This window comes from Enterobacter sp. BIDMC92, assembly GCF_001030225.1.
Lineage (GTDB): Bacteria > Pseudomonadota > Gammaproteobacteria > Enterobacterales > Enterobacteriaceae > Enterobacter > Enterobacter sichuanensis.
On the sequence record NZ_KQ087598.1, the window covers coordinates 569,571 to 586,731 of the forward strand.

General features: G+C 45.6%; 14 protein-coding genes and 1 pseudogene. 6 read left to right on the top strand and 9 right to left on the bottom strand.

Annotated features, from left to right (window positions below):
* Nucleotides 1-2: 2 nt before the first annotated feature.
* The 4 genes from SP99_RS02595 to SP99_RS02610 all read right to left on the bottom strand — a co-directional run bounded on the left by SP99_RS02595 (nucleotide 3) and on the right by SP99_RS02610 (nucleotide 9,778).
* Nucleotides 3-1,127, bottom strand: coding sequence for a restriction endonuclease subunit S (locus SP99_RS02595; RefSeq protein ID WP_231584216.1), 1,125 nt, complete (start codon nucleotides 1,125-1,127; stop codon nucleotides 3-5).
* Nucleotides 1,124-2,758 carry a type I restriction-modification system subunit M gene (locus SP99_RS02600; protein ID WP_047957652.1) on the bottom strand — a complete coding sequence of 545 codons (1,635 nt, stop codon included), beginning with the start codon at nucleotides 2,756-2,758 and terminating at the stop codon, nucleotides 1,124-1,126. Before SP99_RS02600 ends, SP99_RS02595 begins: the two co-directional genes overlap by 4 nt.
* A gap of 60 nt (nucleotides 2,759-2,818) precedes the next feature.
* The gene (locus SP99_RS02605; RefSeq protein WP_047957653.1) at nucleotides 2,819-6,232 is read right to left on the bottom strand and encodes a DEAD/DEAH box helicase family protein; all 3,414 of its coding nucleotides are present in this window, start codon (nucleotides 6,230-6,232) and stop codon (nucleotides 2,819-2,821) included.
* A gap of 309 nt (nucleotides 6,233-6,541) precedes the next feature.
* On the bottom strand, nucleotides 6,542-9,778 hold the full coding sequence (locus tag SP99_RS02610; protein ID WP_047957654.1) for a DEAD/DEAH box helicase: 3,237 nt from the start codon (nucleotides 9,776-9,778) through the stop codon (nucleotides 6,542-6,544).
* A 404-nt stretch (nucleotides 9,779-10,182) separates the two neighbouring features.
* Here SP99_RS02610 and SP99_RS02615 point away from each other — a divergent pair, with 404 nt between their 5' ends.
* On the top strand, nucleotides 10,183-10,884 hold the full coding sequence (locus SP99_RS02615; RefSeq protein ID WP_047957655.1) for a hypothetical protein: 702 nt from the start codon (nucleotides 10,183-10,185) through the stop codon (nucleotides 10,882-10,884).
* Complete coding sequence (locus tag SP99_RS02620; protein WP_047957656.1) at nucleotides 10,881-11,315, top strand: hypothetical protein; 435 nt, start codon at nucleotides 10,881-10,883, stop codon at nucleotides 11,313-11,315. The genes SP99_RS02615 and SP99_RS02620 overlap by 4 nt, the downstream gene beginning before the upstream one ends.
* Nucleotides 11,316-11,352: 37 nt before the next feature.
* Here SP99_RS02620 and SP99_RS02625 read toward each other — a convergent pair whose 3' ends face one another.
* Nucleotides 11,353-11,937, bottom strand: coding sequence for a class I SAM-dependent methyltransferase (locus tag SP99_RS02625; RefSeq protein ID WP_047957657.1), 585 nt, complete (start codon nucleotides 11,935-11,937; stop codon nucleotides 11,353-11,355).
* Nucleotides 11,937-12,950: pseudogene (locus tag SP99_RS02630) on the bottom strand (HNH endonuclease). The gene SP99_RS02625 and the pseudogene SP99_RS02630 overlap by 1 nt, the downstream one beginning before the upstream one ends.
* A 638-nt stretch (nucleotides 12,951-13,588) precedes the next feature.
* Between SP99_RS02630 and SP99_RS23480 the strand changes: the two are divergent.
* The 4 genes from SP99_RS23480 (at nucleotide 13,589) to SP99_RS24260 (ending at nucleotide 16,006) form a co-directional block, all read left to right on the top strand.
* Entirely contained in the window at nucleotides 13,589-14,104 is a 516-nt protein-coding gene (locus SP99_RS23480; protein WP_072060254.1) for a DUF2778 domain-containing protein, read from the top strand.
* Entirely contained in the window at nucleotides 14,085-14,603 is a 519-nt protein-coding gene (locus SP99_RS02635; protein ID WP_047957658.1) for a hypothetical protein, read from the top strand. The genes SP99_RS23480 and SP99_RS02635 overlap by 20 nt, the downstream gene beginning before the upstream one ends.
* 1 nt (nucleotide 14,604) lies before the next feature.
* Entirely contained in the window at nucleotides 14,605-15,090 is a 486-nt protein-coding gene (locus SP99_RS02640; RefSeq protein ID WP_047957659.1) for an Hcp family type VI secretion system effector, read from the top strand.
* 442 nt (nucleotides 15,091-15,532) lie between these two features.
* Nucleotides 15,533-16,006: a SymE family type I addiction module toxin gene (locus SP99_RS24260; protein ID WP_082137884.1), complete on the top strand. Its 474-nt coding sequence runs from the start codon at nucleotides 15,533-15,535 to the stop codon at nucleotides 16,004-16,006.
* An 80-nt stretch (nucleotides 16,007-16,086) separates the two neighbouring features.
* Here the strand turns inward: SP99_RS24260 and SP99_RS02650 are convergent, their stop codons facing one another.
* The 3 genes from SP99_RS02650 to SP99_RS02660 form a co-directional block, all read right to left on the bottom strand.
* A complete protein-coding gene (locus SP99_RS02650) occupies nucleotides 16,087-16,458 on the bottom strand; it encodes a hypothetical protein (RefSeq protein WP_021240648.1) in 372 nt (123 codons plus the stop codon).
* Between the two features lie 114 nt (nucleotides 16,459-16,572).
* Nucleotides 16,573-16,821 carry a bacteriocin immunity protein gene (locus tag SP99_RS02655; protein ID WP_047957660.1) on the bottom strand — a complete coding sequence of 83 codons (249 nt, stop codon included), beginning with the start codon at nucleotides 16,819-16,821 and terminating at the stop codon, nucleotides 16,573-16,575.
* Nucleotides 16,822-16,879: 58 nt separating this feature from the next.
* Nucleotides 16,880-17,137: a colicin E3-like toxin immunity protein gene (locus SP99_RS02660; RefSeq protein ID WP_047957661.1), complete on the bottom strand. Its 258-nt coding sequence runs from the start codon at nucleotides 17,135-17,137 to the stop codon at nucleotides 16,880-16,882.
* Nucleotides 17,138-17,161: the final 24 nt, after the last annotated feature.

The following is a 17,161-nucleotide window of genomic DNA, read 5'->3' on the forward strand; positions in this document are numbered from 1 at the left end:
TGCTAAAATACCTTTTGAGATAATGAATTAAATGACTCATTGGCTAACTCATTACTTTTTATTGATTTTTCTTTTAAATTTATTATTTTGCTGAAAGCATTGCAAAAATCTTTTTGAACATTGATCTCTGGGAAGATAATCTCAGTTTCTTCAAATTTATTTTTAGATATATTTAGCATCGACCCACTTGTTCCGGTCGCTTGTTTTGTTAGTAACTCACGGACTTTTTCATTTTGTATCAAAACAAGAAAGAACTCTGGTAGTAATAGCTCGTGATTTAGCTTAATGGACCATAATTTATCAGGAAGGAAAACGTTATTATAATCCTGATGGACCATACATATCGCAGCAACTAACTCTCTGGTGTTTGCGCGGCTAAATAGTAAATCTCCCTTCTTAGGGAGGATAAGTTTTTTCGAAGTAGGAATGGTTTTACAGTCTACTACTTTATTTTCTTCCGGCTTGAATATTCCAGAGGTCACCGAGCTGATTTTCAATACGCCAAATTCATTCGATTTACAGGGAATATTCTCGCCAGAGGCACTCCAACCTGAAGTAATGTCTAATACACCTTTTTTTATTTTATCCTTTTTCCATCCTTTAGGGTTTCCCACAGGATCACCAAACATCTCCAAAAATGTAGCACGCAAAAAATCATCAGCCAGTTTGATAGCTTTCTCGCGTTTTTGACGTATGCCAGCGGTTTTGTCAAGGGTGGCTACGATTCGTTTTTGTTCGAGCAGGGGAGGGAGAGGGATTTCGACCTTAGTTAATCCCTGACCAGTGATTTGTGGTTGTGCCGAGCCAGAAATCACATCACTAAATCCCCTTTTTAGAAAGAAGTAATACAAATATTTGATATCAACCTTACTTTGGTCTATATCGTCCAATGCCATCGCATTCCCATTAATGTATGACTTGGGCTCAGAAATGTGCACATTACCGCAAGTCGCCCCACGGCAAGTAATCATCAATGTTGGGAATTCATGCGTAAATTGGGAATAAAACCCTATCTTTCCGTTTGCTCCATAAACAGGGTAACCAGACTCTAGTAAGCTACTAGCGGCTATAGTTTTCCACTGTTTCGGTCTACAAATATCATGGAGCTTCACCATCGGCCAACTCACAGCATCCCCTCCAACTCATCCAGATCCGCCAGAATCTCTTTTTCCAGATTTTTTAATCGTTTCAGTATCACCTTCGGATCTTCATACTCCTCCGTCTGATACACGACTTCTTTATAACGGTTGATGGAGAGATCGTATTTCTGCGCTGCAAGCTCCTCCTTCGGCACCACAAACGCCGCCTGCGTGCGATCTTTAAAATCAACGCCAGCATCAATCCCTTCCGGGGACTGTTGTTTCAACAATGAGGCTAATTTTTCACCCATAAAGTTATCAACCGGCAGCCCGCGTAAAGTACGGTAATACTTCCAGCTTGCCAGCAGATGCGGCAGATCGTTGTCTTTTATCGGGTTACGCTTGTCATCCAGACTGTAGCCATCATTTTGAAGGTCGTAGAACCAAACTTCATCCGTCTGGCCGCCTTTAGTGAAAATCAAGATCGCCGTCGCCACACCGGCATAAGGCTTAAATACGCCGGAAGGTAGGTTGATCACCGCTTCCAGTTGGTTATCTTCCACCAGCGTTTTACGCAGCGACTGGTGCGCCTTGCTGGAACCAAACAGCACGCCCTGCGGCACGATAGTGGCACTGCGTCCGCCTACTTTCAGCATTTGCAGAATCCGCGCCAGGAACAGCAGTTCGGTTTTTTTGGTTTTCACCATTGCCGACAGCGTGGAGTCAATATCTTCCTCGTCCAGTGAACCGGTAAACGGTGGGTTCGCCAGAATCAGGTTGAAAGCGTTTTTGCTGGCCTGCGGGAAATTGGTACTGAAACTCTGGCTCATGGTGTCCTGATAGTGAATATCCGGCGCTTCCACGCCGTGCATAATCAGGTTCATCGCGGCAATACGCAGCATGGTGGTATCGAAGTCGTAACCGTGGAACATATTGTTATCCACATGGTTACGCCACGGCGTCAGCAGATCGCCGGTAAAGATTTTTTGCTCCTCCAGCTCGCCGCGTTCGTTGGTGCCAATCTCGGTATGAATCGACTCCAGCGAACTGTACTTCTCCAGCAGATATTCATAGCTGGTCGCTAGAAAACCACCGGTGCCACAGGCTGGATCGCAAATCGTCTCGCCGCGCGCCGGGTTCGGCTCCATCATTTCAACCATTGTGCGGATAATGTGGCGCGGCGTGCGGAACTGTCCGTTGATCCCGGCAGTGGTCAGCTTGCTCAACAGGTATTCGTAGAGATCGCCTTTGGTGTCGCCACGATCCAGCGGCAGGTTTTTGATCACCTCCACGGCTTTGGTCAGCAGTGACGGTTTAACAATCTCCAGACGAGCATCTTTCATAAAGTTGCCCAGCAACGTCACCTTCGTATCTTCAGCCTGCCCAAGCTGGCGGAAATGCTGGAATACGCCGTCGCGCACCACTTCCATCATTTCGTCCGAACCGAGGTTACTGTAGTGACTGAAACGGAACTCCTGCTGCTCAGGCGCAAAACGCGGTTTAAAACCAACGCCCGCGATTTGCTTACGCTTCTCGTCGCGTTGTTCCTGGGTATCCAGCATCCGGGAGTACATCAGGTAGGTGATCTGTTCGATTACGGTCAGCGGGTTAGTGATGCCGCCCACCCAGAAATCTTCCCACAGGCCGTCGATTTTACTTTTTAAGTCACCGGTGATCATTGTTACGTATACCCTGTTATAAATACAAAAGCCCCGCTGCCGGGGATTGTCATGTGCGTATTATACCGTCGCTGCGTCGGTCACAACACCCAGCTCTTCGACTATCTTTTGCAACCGGACGATCTGCTCTATATCCGGGAACACACCGGTAACGCCTTCGTTGTGGATATGCGTAAACGGCTGTTCAAAGAGCTGCCGCATTTCAATGGTGCCGTAATCGCGGATGTGGTTTTTCAGCAATGACAGGAAGCGCAGTTGTTGGCTGGTCAGGCTGTTGTCAGCGGCGAACTGGGCAAAGCGCACTTCAACCGCGTCGCTATCCATCCCGATGATAGTACGTAAAAGTTTATCCAGGCTGGCGGTCGCCTGCGGATAGAACTCTTTCAGCGCACGGATATCAACGTTGGGGTTCTGGATTAGCACTAGCTTCGCCAGCTCATCCAGCTCGCTTTGCGTGACTGGCTCGCCGTTACGGATTTTCTTCAACACCGGATTTTGCTGGAACAGCGGTTCCAGCGCCCCCTGAACCTGCTGACGATACAGTTTGAAATCAATCGAGCGGATATTAGTTTTGCGGGTTTCTGTCTGGATCAGGTTCGCATCTTCGGTAATATCCACCTGTATTGAACCAAATTTCGGTGTCGCGTCTTTTTCCATCAGGTGCATTATGCCGCGCAGATGAATGCGGATATCTTCCAGTTCTTCCAGACTGGCCTGCTTCCACCAGCCTAAATCACGAAGCTGATTAATCCGCTGTCCTTGCTGTTGCACCTGTGCCAGATGCGGTGGCAGACGTTCCACTTTCTCGATGATGACCGGCCAGAGCACATCCAGCTCTTCCGGGTTGGTATAACGGGCTGTTTGCGCCGCCAGAATATCCATATCGAAGCGCATAGCATCGCTCTGACCGCGCACGTCCAGCCACTGCATCAGCGGGGCCAGGACAGATAGCAGATCCTGCAGTGTTTTCGGGGAAAGCTGGCGCAGCACGTTTTCGTCGCTGTACTGCGCTTTTTGCTGCCACTTTTCCTGTACGGCAATCGACTTTTCATCCAGCGCGTTGATCTGCTCGCGGAGCTGGTGAGCGACTAAATCCACCGCCTGTTTGTCGAACTTACGTTGTGCAGCAGCCCCCAGCATAACCCACGCTTCGAAGCGTTTTTGCGCCAGCGATTTTGTCGCTGTCACTTCGGCCTCTTCGGTATGCAGCTCGTGATACTCAAAATTGCCCCAGTGATCGAAAATGCGGAATTTCTGTTTATCCTGTGGTTTGCCGTTATCGTCGTAGCCGTACAGTCCCGGACAGAGGCGCGTACCACGGCCAATCATCTGCCAGAACTTCACTTTTGATTTGACCGGCTTGGCAAAGACCAGATTCACAATTTCCGGAACATCAATACCGGTATCAAGCATGTCAACAGAGATAGCGATGGTCAGCTCTTTGTTGGTACTTTCATCCAGCCCTTTAAAATCGTCAATCAGTTGCTCGGCGCGGGGATCGTAGTTGTCGATGACCTGGCAGAAGCGTCCGGCAAACTGCGGGTACATGTCGTCGAACAATTCATTCAACAGCAGCGCGTGTTTGTGGTTCCGAGCGAAAATGATGGTTTTACCTGGCAGTTGGCCGTCCCGATCTTTCAGGCCATTTTCCATCAGGTTACGCAGGATATAGCGGTTGGTGTCTTTGTTGTAGATCGCCTCATCCAGCGCCTTACCATCAAATTCCAGCGTATTGGGATCGATACCCTGTTCTTCCAGTTCGCGGATTTGTGTGTCGCTTAACTTCTCCCGTTTGATGCCTTCGCGCAGGAATTCCGTGGTGTGCGTGACAACCTCATAGGGAACCAGATTGTTATCGGCGATGGCATCTTCCAGGCTGTAGTTGGCGGTAGGGATACGTCCTTCACAACCAAAAAGGCCGAAAGTGGTTTTACTCACCATGTCAATCGGCGTGGCTGTCAGGCCAATCTGGAGGGCATCAAAATACTTAAACAGATCGCCGTAAACGTTATAGATCGAACGATGGGATTCATCGGCGATGATCAGATCGAAATAACCGACATCGAAATGGTCCATGATTTTCATCATGCCAGGATAGGTAGCGATGTAGATTCTGGCATGCTGCCTGTCTGCTTTCTTCGATTTCCCGACCACATACAGCGGCTCATTGGTGAACTGATTGAAGGCATTTGCCGCCTGTTTACGTAGCTCTTTACGGTCACAAAGAAACAGGACGCGTTTTACCCAACGGGCATCAATCATCAGTTTGCTCAGTGCAATCGCTACACGAGTTTTACCAGTGCCGGTGGCCTGAACGATTAATGACTGACGATATTTATTGGTAAACCGTTCGCTGACGCGGGCAATGGTTTCAAGCTGATACAAACGTCCGGCAACGGCCTTACCTTCGTTATCTTTAACGTGCGGGACACTATTCAGCGGCAGACGGGTTTCACGCTGCTGAATAAGATATTGCAGGCTTTCCTTGCTGTAGAAGCCAAATACCCGGCGCGGAGGATATCCATGAGTTTTATGATCGTCCCACAGCCAGATGTCGTAGCCGTTTGTATAGAAAATAACCGGACGCTGACCGTGTTCTCTTTCCAGACAGTCTGCATATAGTCGGGCCTGAATTCGTCCCTGCTCAGCATTGACGCTGGTTTTTTTTGCTTCCACCACCGCCAGCGGTTTATGCGCCTCATCCCACAAGACATAATCCGCATAACCGTTGCCGGTTGCGGTAGGCTGTTCTTTAACTGGGTGTTCCTGCGTAACCTGATCGGTATTCTTAAGTTCTTCACCTACATTCCAGTCGGCGGCAAGCAGGCGGGAGTCAATCAGGCGGCGGCGGGTTTCCGCTTCATCAATAGAAAGAATGTCGGCAACATGCTGGTTACGAGCTCTGGCTTCATTCAGGCGCTGGGTGAGGTGTTCGGCCTTTTCCTGCTCTTGCTGGAGTGCGCGTTGTAACGCCAGTTCGCGCTCACGGCTTTCATCCTGAGCCCTGATTGCATCTTCCAGACGTTTTTCATCTGCACGACCTAAAGATTGCGTTAATGGAGGAAGAGAAAATTTGGGGCAGTCATCAACATTACCGTGGGCGTAGCGAACATACAGCCAAATTCCCAGTAAATACGCTTCCTTTAACAGCCAGTAAGTATCTTTAGCTTTGATACGTCCGCCGTGGGCGGCGCGGTTACCGTGGATACGCAGTGCATCCATTTTCATGATGATGGCTTCCGGCATCATGCTGGTGAAGACATCGGCGTTCATTAAATCATGCAGATTTGCTTTGATGCCTTCAGGCAGCCGTTCCTGGCGGTATAACCAACGTACCATCAATTCGGTGTAGTTGCGTAGCTTAACCAGACAGCTTTCCGGATCGGAGTGAACATATCGTTCCGCCATACATGCGAGTTCTGCCAGTTCTGGCCACTGGCTACGCAACATTTCAAAATTGAGAGACTGCTCCATCAATCATCGCCTTATGTTGTGGATGCAACAGGGTTTATTGAGAGAATATCATATCTAGTCAGATGAGTAAGGATATAGATTGCAAATTTTCTAATATCTTAGATATTTAAGAGGAACATTTTTGGAATTATACTTGGTAAGTAAAAGTAATCTTAATTTAAATTATTTGCTTGATGAGTGATTGTATGGAAAATTTAATTAATAATGATATATCTAATAGTAAATTTGCATTGAAATGTATTGGCTAAAGGGGAAATACTCCCTTGCTATCGAACTATAACAGGGGAGTATAACGGTGTTAATCATTAATCAATGCGATACCCATACATTCAAATCAGCTAGAGTCGTTTTTTTGATAAATGTACTTGTACATCCCAATAATCTCAACATTTCTTCACTGACCTGTTTTTTACTTATCCCTGGTTGAACGATTGTTACTTTAAATTTAATTTGCTTGGTTCTTGAAATATCACGAAAATATTGTAATCTGGAAAGATCACCCGATAAGAATCGGCTGTTTCCTGTCATTTTCCATAGTTCTTCTCTTTTTTTTATGTGACGAAAAAGGTAAGGGAACCCGGTATGTTTCCATCGGATTGAACGCTGGGCTTGACCGCAAACTTCATACATATCTTTTATTCGCGCCCCGGGGATATTCTCCGAAGAGTATTTACAATGGTACAAACTCAACAGTATAAAGTCATCAAACTCTTTCAAACATACTAAATCGGCTGCCTCTCCATTTTCATCATCATTTATGATGATGTCATAATTATTACTTATCTCCTGCCAGGTTTTATATTGTATTGTTTGAGGGTCTCGGGTCCTACCCATTGATTCCTTACGTATATTGATGTTCCAATTCAAAGCTTTCATTTCGTCGGCATCAAAATAGTTTTGGTTTTCGGTGACTTTTACTAAGTAACAATTATAAGAGAAGGAACCATCAACATAATGAATCACTAATGGATCATTCACCATCATCTCTTTTAGCCATAACTCTTTAGAAGCACCATAAATAAATTTTATTTCCTCGCCTGAAATTAGTTCATATTCATATCCTCCCTGATAATCTTTACCAATAAGTAAGCGATAAGTGCTCTGTTTATTCATCGTTATTAAATGAATAAGAATATTTCCCTCTTCTTTAGTGACTTTAAGATCAACTTCGTATAGAGCATATTCTTTCTGACCAAAGGAAACTATTACATTATCTTCATAGATAGATTGTAAATACTCGCCCCACTGAACTGATACAGGGTGCTCGTTGTAAATTTCTGTTCTAAGTATTGGGCGAAGGAAGTCCTTCGTAATATTCACTTCATCAACATCTTCTTGGTTGATCTTTTCCCAAGCATTATCTACCCATTCTAACCAGTCCAGAATACTACCAGCTCTTGGCGACCAAATTTTCCCTTTACGTTGTGAACAACCCCACAGAATTTTATTGCCGTTCTCATAACCTAAAATTGCAATATTGCTTAATGTCGAATTGGATTTTTCTACTGAACTTAGGCCTTCAGTTACATTTGGTCCGAAGAATTGAGTAAAGCTAATAGCACCCGTGGTAGCCGAGCCAAGATTCAGAACTAACGGGTATTCTACTCCATTAAGTACTTGAAAAACTTTAGAGCCAGAGACTAGGTAAGGGTTATCATCTGTGAGGTTTTCAATTAGTTTTTCAACTCTAAAACATCCATAGTCATTTGAGAAAAAAGTGATCGCTTTTCTTTCAGGATTAAAATGAGCTATTAGCAATAAATGATTAAGATCATTGAGATCTTTAAAGTCACCCCATTTAACAGAAGTGGCTCGGACCCCTAGTATAACTAATATTGAATTATCTTCTGAAAGAGAATGCCATATGTGCTCAAATTTTGGTAAAGATGATAATATCTTTTCAGGATACCATTTGTTTTCATTTGTTTTATATAGCATTGCTGAAAATGAAGGCCTCAGATTCCAAAGAGATATTTCTTTATGAAGATTTCCTTTTGTTTTAAGTTTGTCGACTAACTCCTGAAGATGTATTTCTTTACTAATACGGTCTTCAGATAGCCGCCGAAGTACAGAATCCCAATCGGCTCCCTGTGAATATAAATTAATTAATCCCTTTTCAACTCCTGGATCTGCGATGTTTACAATAACTGTAGCATCGCCACACCGATTCTTTCTATCTGAACGAGTAAATCTGCCTATAAATTGCAATGTTATCGCTAGAGACTTGTGATGATCGTGTATTGCAGCAATTTTCAGGTTTGGTAAATCAAAACCTTCGCCTAACATATCAACACAAATAACGAGTCGTGACTCTCTATTCTCTAGGGAAGCTAAATTTTTTCGAATCTCGGGACGTCCCATCTTCGAGTGAATGACCACGGGGTTAAGATCTTTTGCTAAGTTATAATAAATAGAATATAATTCAATCGCTCTCGCTTGAGAATTAGTTCTCGCCATCATTAAGTGGTCATTTCCTGACTTTAAATCGCGACGCAGAATTTGTATAGCTTCATAAGCTATTCGTTCATCCTTATCGTTTTCAAGGTATTCCTCGATTGCATGAAGGTTTATCTTTTTAAAATAACCATCCCGCTGTGCAGATCCCATTGTATAATTAAATATAACCCGCCCACCAAGATTTTTACCATCGTTCCTAAATGGAGTTGCCGTAAATTGCACTACTGGTTTACCAGAGAATTTTTCTCTGACATTTCCCCAGCTTTTTGCACTAATATGGTGAGCCTCATCTACAAACAAAGCACTACTGGCATTACAGAGTTTATCTATTGCGATTTTGCTACTAGCATTTAGTATATTTGGTGTCGCGAGAATTACATCACAATTTTTTAAAAGCTCATCACATTCATTTTCTTTTATGCCTTGGCGAATTACAGCGACTCGGGGATACGAATTCCATAGAGGAGTGATACCAAATTCCGGTAGGCAGCCCATTGTAATAAATTTTTCGGATATTTGCTTGCGTAATGCGTCTGAAGGAACTAATACAAGTAAACGCTCTAATCTATGACAGAAAAAAAGTGATAACATTGTTTCGGTTTTACCAGTGCCTGTCGGCAGCACGACAGTGACCGGTTCATACGGCTGTTCACCATATAGATAGGCGCTTACAGCATGAATTGCTCCAGATTGTGGTTTCCTTAATCCTTTAACATTACTTTCAACATCTTCTTCAATAAATCTGAAGTTCCCTTTCCAGCTTTTTATGCCGCCCTCCATTTGCACTGGCGAGATGAAATTAGCCCATTTAAGTATTGAATATTCATTTAGTTCGGATGGTTGTTGATATGAATCGAATAATAGATGGTATTTGTCTTTAAGGTTAGGCGGTCTTTTATCTGTGGTGAGGATGAGAGTATCTAAAGGGAACGGAAGATTGCTTTTGAAAGTATTTACCCCATTTTCATTTGAGATGAGTGTAAGTACTGCTGTTGTTTGAGGAAAGTGGATCTGATAGACGCCATTTCCGCCAATCTGTATTTTTTTTAATCGAATCTCAGGAAGGACAACGTTTATTGATTGTTGCATTGAATTGCTCCTTTTGCTGTGAACTTCTGCGGTACTTTATCTGTAGGCATCCACCGCTACCAATTGGCTTTTTTCAAGATGATCATTTGAATGAGGGTAAGGCTCCTGTTTTATTATTTTAATCTTAGTTAGCAAATTTTTTCTGAGATCACAATATACATAGTTTTTTTTTGTAGAGTGCATCCCTGTCAATTATCACATCTTGGATATTGCTGTTGATCTAGGAATAGCTTCACTCCTAGTTTACTCTGCTTTCTTAGCTAGCATGTTCCCTGAGCGTTCCGTCACTATTTTCTATGCCCAGCTTGAGCCAACTTATTACAGCACCCTTTCTACTAGTAAGGTAGAGTATGTGAATCGCCACGGATAACATAGCCAGTTAGACTGCATATGGAGATGTAAGCATGAGCACCAGAAGGGAGATTAAGGATGGGGCACTCTTTGACGTTCTCGACAGAGGGATCGTCTACACCGAGGCGTTGGGCTGGCTTGATATGGGACATGCCCGTGGCAACGACGTGGCAACGCTCAAACGTCAATTCGTTGAGGGAGAGCGTAGCGGTAAGCCATCTTATTCCGTCATGTATCGGCAAGATATGGGCGTCTTAAAATTCAAATCACGGCTCGGCGTCGGGAAGTTCTCTCATTGGGAAATTAAGCGTGGCCGGAGTACCGAAGACATTAACAGAATCATGCTGGCGATGATGATGACCACCGCATCCAGATTCGAAGGTCTGCAAAGCCTGCGATCATTCTCGTGGTATACGGACAGCGGCTTTAGCGGTGAGGATTTGGTCTCCGACCTGTTCGGGTTCTATCGGGCAATTATTCCTGGCCGGTACGGCTACCGTCTCAAACCCGTGAGCTATGAATCAGCCGTTCGCCGCTGGGACTACTACGGCGCTATCGGTTCCCATAAAAACCATGGCTTTCGCCCGATTCTCTTTCCTGATCCTGAGGATCAGTGTGTGCAGCACCAGCCGTATACGGTCAATCTTCCGCATTTTATGACGTGGCTTCGGCCGTGGGACGATTTCGCATCCGGGGTGGTGAAGGTCATTACAAACGATGGGACATCGCTCTCATTCATGGGAGCTAAGCTATGACAATCCTTTTAAAAATTCTGAAGTGGTGCGCACTCTCGGTTGTCACCGTCTTTATCCTCGGATGGTTGTTTGTCTGGCTCGTGGCATCGGGTTCGGATGAAACGACGGTTTACACAGAAAATGACTTTTTCCACTACCACACGCTGACTGACATGGATATTGAAAACGCCCCGCGTATCACGCACGACTACTATTTCGAGGCGCATCCAGGCGATGGTTATGCCCCTTCAAATAGCATCTTTTTTAAAGGGGCTACCGGGGCTGCACCGTTGCGCGCGTATCTCGAAACGTTGGGATACACAAAGGAAAAGCGTCGCCTGGGGGATAAGGAGGTCTGGTCAAAACCCGATCAGGTAAACGGGGATCTTTTCTATTTGTACTTCAATACCGCTACGGGTGAAGTTGAGCTGACCAAAGTGATGAGTGACTGAGTTAACTTACTCCGTGTCGATTAGTACCGCCTGATAATCATGCGGCGCTTTTTCGTAATATCCCATTCAGCCATGTCTCATCCCGGTCTGGGCGCTTATCCTGAGTCGCCCACAGCGAAGCGATCTCCATCCTCGGAATCGCCTTCAGCAACTCCCGCAATCCCTCTTCATCCAGGTCCGTAAACCGTCTTTCACCCTGCACGCGCTCACCGTTGCCATACTTAAAGGATACATGCCAGACGCCGCCAGGCTTAAGCGCATCCGCAAGTTTCTGCATCACCGCAGGCAACTCAGAAGAGGGAACATGCAGCAAAGAGGCACAGCACCAGATCCCATCGTACTGCGCTTTAACGTCGACCTCTGAAAACGTCATCAGCTGCACGGGTAGCCCGGTATGTTGCTTTGCCAGTTCCACCATCGCGGAAGAGGCATCAAAAGCATCCACCAGATAACCCATCTCATGAAAGGCTTTTGCGTCCCGCCCTGAACCGCAGCCCGCATCCAGAACCCGCGCACCGTGTGGCAGGTGTTGGGTAAAGGCCTCGTAAAGCGAGGTCATATCGACATTGACCGTGCCATCAAAGAAATCCTGCGCGTGGTTCTGATAGTAGTGAAGAGTCATTAAAACGTTGCCTCGCCTTCCGCGTTGGGTTTCCATGTATGGATAAGTTTGTCCAGCGCTGCCTGCCAGTTACGCTGAAGAAAGCTTTTCCGTACTTCAGGACGTTGCCCTGTCTGTAGAACAATCGTCTCATGTAACGGCAGTTTGCTCTGAATAAAATATTCATTGCGGGTGTGTAACCGCTGCAGGAGCCTGAGCTCGGGAATGCGTGCATATTTGCCTTCGGTGCCACGGTTACAGCACCGACAGGCCAGCACTAAGTTCCATACACCGTTAATATTGCTCACTTCATGGCGTGCAGCCCAGGGAATAAAGTGGTCGACGTCTGCCAGTTCTGCGTCGCCCGGTACCAGGCTGATGGGTTTAAAGCAATAAAAACATCGTCCTTTCTGGTATCCATTCAGACTGTCGCGACAGCTGGTGATGTCTACCCGCCGCGCGTTCACCCTCGTGAACAACAGCTGATTATCTTCGTCAAACTCCACGCCCACAAGGTTACGTGATATCCCCATCGATCAGGCCTGTTCTACCAGGTTCCAGCGGGCATTGGTTTCAAAGGCGAGGTTTTTATACTGCTGGCGTTCGCCCAGTAAAAAGAAGTTATCCGTCAGGCGGATCCCGTTGTGGGTTTTGCGCTCATCAAGGAAAAAACGTTTATCGATCTCGCCCTGGTTCACGTAATGAAAAGCATCGATCACGTTGTTAAAGCCAAGGCGCACCGTCGCTTCAATGAGCTGGGAGTGGGTGATTTCACCTCGGTTGAACTTCAGACAGGTTTCCAGAAATTGACTACTGCGGGAGGTGATCTGTTTTGGCGCGTGCTTCAGGTGCTCGCAAAGATAGCGGCTGAACGGTACGGCAAGCTGGTCGAGCGTAATCAAATCGCTGCCTGTCTTATCCACTTCATACAACGCCGACGCCAGTGCAAACTTGTAAGATGCGACGTTCCTTCCAAAGAGGATCACACCACGCCAGTAGTTCTCAAGCGTCGGATCGGCCTGATAAAATTCCATCGATGAAGTCCTGTTACGGTTGGCTGGGCAGGGCGTTACTAAAGCCTGTAACAGGATCACATAACAAAATCAGGGTGATGTAAATCGTTAATCTATATGTTTGATGAATTTTTGTGGGATCTGAGAAGAAGGGCTGGATGCGATGAATTTGTCGTCTAAGGTAATTTAGCGAATGAATAGATTTCTGGATAAGGAAAATAAGACTGATTTTCAAGCCAGCGATTTACCAGTATCCCCCAAACCCATTCCCTGAATCCCCCTCATATTTCCCAATTTTATCTATCGCAAAACCGCTGTATTTATATTCAGTTCTGTATAATAGGCAGCAGTAATTACGCCTGTCGGAAAAACGCCTCTTCATGGGGATGTCCTCATGTGGCTTATGAAGACATTACTAACATCAGGGAGCAGATCACTCTGCCAGCGGTTCGGTCTCGCCCCTTAGGGGGCATGGTCAACTTGATAAACTTCGCTTCCTGACACAACTCTGATGTTACCGCTTAACGGCCTTACACGTTGTCTTACCACCAACGGGCTATTGTCTGAAAATCAGAGGTCTCTCGGAAGAAAACCTTCTTATGTCCGATTGCGTAGGAGTACGATAAGCCAAAAAATCATTATAGATAAAAGGGTTATCTATGGCTCTACATGGAAAGTTCGTTATTAATGATGCGTACTACTCCCCGTTATCGTTTCCTGGTATAGGCACGTTTTTAGCTTTCTCTGGTAATGGTGCTTACCGTAATCGTGGGGCATGTGGAATGATCCCCAAAGAGGGGCCAGTACCAGCGGGTAAATACTGGATTGTTGACCGCCCTCAAGGTGGACTCAAGTCACAGCTAAACACAGTGAGAAGAGACATTTATAATCACTTCGCCAATGGTGCAACATTCAAACATTCTGAATGGTTCGCATTATGGCGTGATGATTGGGGGATCGACGATTACACATGGATTGAGAGCGTTCAGCGTGGCAATTTCCGTTTGCATCCAGGCGTACTATCAGAAGGTTGTATCACTCTCCCACATGATTCTGATTTTGCCATGTTGCGTAATGCTCTGTTGAGAAGCCAAAAAATAGATGTTCCTTGCATGAGGAAGCTACAGGCATACGGCACGATTGAGGTGATCTCCTATGGCAAAACATGCCCTTAGTTTATTCATCAAGATAGTGCTGTTCGCTGTTGTTGCGCTGATCGTTGCTGAAATGGTTCCGTATGATGGATTAGTTAATTCTATTACGGGGCTTTTCGATTTCCAAAGCGCCGACAAGTTTACCCGCTTCATTTTGGGTGAACCTGATTTAGAAGTTTGGGAATCGTTAGACGGCTATTTTAGCATCTTAATCAATACATTAATCAGCGTACCTGTCATGAGCGCCATTACCGCGGCGTACAGTGGCGCGACACAAAAAGTTAGTCCAGCTGGCATCCCCAGAGAGTGGTTCAGTTCCACATTGCGACGGTTAGCTAAAATCTTCGGGTTTACCTTCCTGTTTTGGGCGTTGTTTCGCTTGCTGCCTTATCAGTCTTTATTCCCGGATCAAACGTATTCAAATTTAACAATAGCGGCGATTGTGGGCTTTCAGTTGCTCTTAACGAGTGTTTGCTACTGGTTCATCACGAAGAAAATCACAACTAAAAGGAGTTTGTAAAATGCCTATTCCGGCTTACATGTGGCTTAAGGACGATGGCGGCGCAGACATTAAAGGAGCTGTAGACGTTAAGGATCGTGAGGGGAGTATAGAGATTGTTGGCTTTAGTCATGGTCTGAACATTCCAGTAGACAGTGCCAATGGGAAGATTACTGGCAAGCGTTCACATTCTCCGATGATGATTGAAAAGGAGTTTGATAGCTCCAGCCCGTACCTATACAAAGCCGTTGCCACCGGCCAAACGTTGAAAAGTGCGGAGATTCGCTGGTATCGCATTAACCATGCAGGACAAGAAGAGTGCTACTTCGTCATGACCATTGAGGGTGTGAAAGTGACGGGCATCAACCCAGGGATGCCAAACGCTAAAATGGCAGGAAACTCGCAGATCAACCACATGGAATCTGTTTCCCTGATGTATGACAAAATCACCTGGCGTTATGTTGATGGTAATGTCCAGTATACGGACGATTGGAACGTAAGAGCGTAACAAATAGAAAGGAGGCATTGAGTGCCTCCTCTTTATTAACGCTTATCCTCTCAAATGAGCCTGTCCGTAATGCTGTGTAACTGCCATCGTATTAAAGGTGATCGCTCAGTCGGTCACCGAACTTGATAATAAAACGACTCATTGCCAGCCCGCAGATCGGCGAATGGTTGCTCTGAGGTTCATGCGGGCGCTCACTTTATATTCTGATAGTCCTCGCTGCGTAATTTCTCTGACCCAACCCTTTTCCTGAATCCCCCTCGCAAATTCCAAATTTTCCCCACACCAAACCGCTGTATTTATATTCAGCCCTGTATAATGAGCACCAGAAATTACGCCGAACGGCAAAGGAAGTATCAATAAAAATTTAACGAGGAATTCGCGATATGAAGGTGCTGCAACACCCCCATACCGCTAACCACTAGCAACTGAAAAGGAGTTGAAAATGGCTGCGACGAATTTTAAGCCAGAGTTTACTGTTTGCAAAACAGAATCAGACGCTTTCACCGGCATGATTGAAAACCGCGAGCTGGTACGCAAAAACAGCGCCCGCCGTCTTCACGGCAACCCGCCCAACGCGGCGCCCGTCCATCCCCGCGCGGAAACGCCGCAGGACAGTGCCGCCTGCTGCGAACTCTATGCACGCATAGACATGAAATATCTTCTGCTGGGCGGCGACTGGTTAAACCGTGCAGGCTTTATCAACGGCATGCCGGTGAAAATCCGCGCCATGAAAGACTGCATTGTGATTACGCCACAGCATACAAGAGAATTATGGGGCTGCCTGAAAGGTATGAGCGTGGTGAATATAAATAAGCAGAAAGTCGCGCAGTGGTTAAAAACGTTTCCGGGGGCTTTGAATGATACGGGCGATATACCGGTTGTGAAGCGGGGAATCGGGCAAGCGATGCCTGAGTAATTTCTGGCTTCCTACGTAATATATCCTTGGAGCAATAAAACGATACGAGCATGTCATCCCATGCTCGTATTAATTAGAAATCACTCGTGCTTTACCTGTTCTTTCACAGCCTTAACCAGTACAGCATGGAGTTCGCCAACGGTTAAATCGCGTATCACAGGTTCGGGTATGCCACGCATCCAGCGCATAAAACGACAGATGCCAAAAAAGTCTATACCTTCACCCGTAAACAGATACTCGTTCTCCGCGAGAGAGAACGTTTTCCTGTAGCCATCCTCTTCCGTGGCAAGCTGAACGCCAAACGCTTCTTCGCAGTCTTCCAGCAGGTCTTCGCCGTCGATACCGCAAATATGCAAATCGGCCTCAATCAACGTATTGCTATCGATAGGTTTACGATGCTCACCTGAGGAGTTTCGAACCACCTCAATAACTTGTGCGAGAGTAGGTTCCATTTACAAAATATTCCGTATTCGTTAGTTTCAATTGGCTATCCGGAACTTAACAGTCACCCGCTATTCGATAAGGCGTGAAGTAGGGTACGGATCCAGAAAGCGTGATTATCTTTGCTATGGTTTGAAACCGGGTTTACCATTTGCCCTACGCCACTCCTTTACTTCCTGAACTACGCCTTCGGGGCTGTCTTCTCTATCTTCTCGTGGATAGTAAATAAGATCGGAACCATCAGGGTGCTCAGTCAATCGTTTAAATTCGAGGATATTTTTTATATCTTCAGCTTCAGTGGTACCAGATACATCAAAAATTTTTCTTACTAATTCCAAAAATTTTTCTTCTGTGTAATCTTCAATTTTATCCATTTTTTCATCTTAGATGAGATCTTTTAGTATGCCCGATACGATTATCGGGCAATGCCTCTCACCAATTATCCCTATAGTCGAAAGAAACCTGATAGTCATAAACAGTGGGGGTTATTTTATGTAAGAAATGGGGTTGAAGAACGGGTATCCATTCGGCTTCAACATCAAAAAAACCATTATTCACATTGTTCTTAGTCGGTATACGAAGACCTATGGTCATGATCTCCGCATTATCGCCGAAATCGTTCGAAAATTCTGTACCTTCACCTAGTTCAGTCCTCATATCATACCATTGCAATCTAATCTTCAAACCCATGGCAGCCCTCTTTTTTAAATTATT

Bases quoted from the DNA above. Each gene is read 5' to 3' on its own strand.
- SP99_RS02600 (WP_047957652.1), bottom strand. From the start codon at position 2,758: ATGATCACCGGTGACTTAAAAAGTAAAATCGACGGCCTGTGGGAAGAT.
- SP99_RS02605 (WP_047957653.1), bottom strand. From the start codon at position 6,232: ATGGAGCAGTCTCTCAATTTTGAAATGTTGCGTAGCCAGTGGCCAGAA.
- SP99_RS02610 (WP_047957654.1), bottom strand. From the start codon at position 9,778: ATGCAACAATCAATAAACGTTGTCCTTCCTGAGATTCGATTAAAAAAA.
- SP99_RS02615 (WP_047957655.1), top strand. From the start codon at position 10,183: ATGAGCACCAGAAGGGAGATTAAGGATGGGGCACTCTTTGACGTTCTC.
- SP99_RS02620 (WP_047957656.1), top strand. From the start codon at position 10,881: ATGACAATCCTTTTAAAAATTCTGAAGTGGTGCGCACTCTCGGTTGTC.
- SP99_RS02625 (WP_047957657.1), bottom strand. From the start codon at position 11,937: ATGACTCTTCACTACTATCAGAACCACGCGCAGGATTTCTTTGATGGC.
- SP99_RS23480 (WP_072060254.1), top strand. From the start codon at position 13,589: ATGGCTCTACATGGAAAGTTCGTTATTAATGATGCGTACTACTCCCCG.
- SP99_RS02635 (WP_047957658.1), top strand. From the start codon at position 14,085: ATGGCAAAACATGCCCTTAGTTTATTCATCAAGATAGTGCTGTTCGCT.
- SP99_RS02640 (WP_047957659.1), top strand. From the start codon at position 14,605: ATGCCTATTCCGGCTTACATGTGGCTTAAGGACGATGGCGGCGCAGAC.
- SP99_RS24260 (WP_082137884.1), top strand. From the start codon at position 15,533: ATGGCTGCGACGAATTTTAAGCCAGAGTTTACTGTTTGCAAAACAGAA.
- SP99_RS02650 (WP_021240648.1), bottom strand. From the start codon at position 16,458: ATGGAACCTACTCTCGCACAAGTTATTGAGGTGGTTCGAAACTCCTCA.
- SP99_RS02655 (WP_047957660.1), bottom strand. From the start codon at position 16,821: ATGGATAAAATTGAAGATTACACAGAAGAAAAATTTTTGGAATTAGTA.
- SP99_RS02660 (WP_047957661.1), bottom strand. From the start codon at position 17,137: ATGGGTTTGAAGATTAGATTGCAATGGTATGATATGAGGACTGAACTA.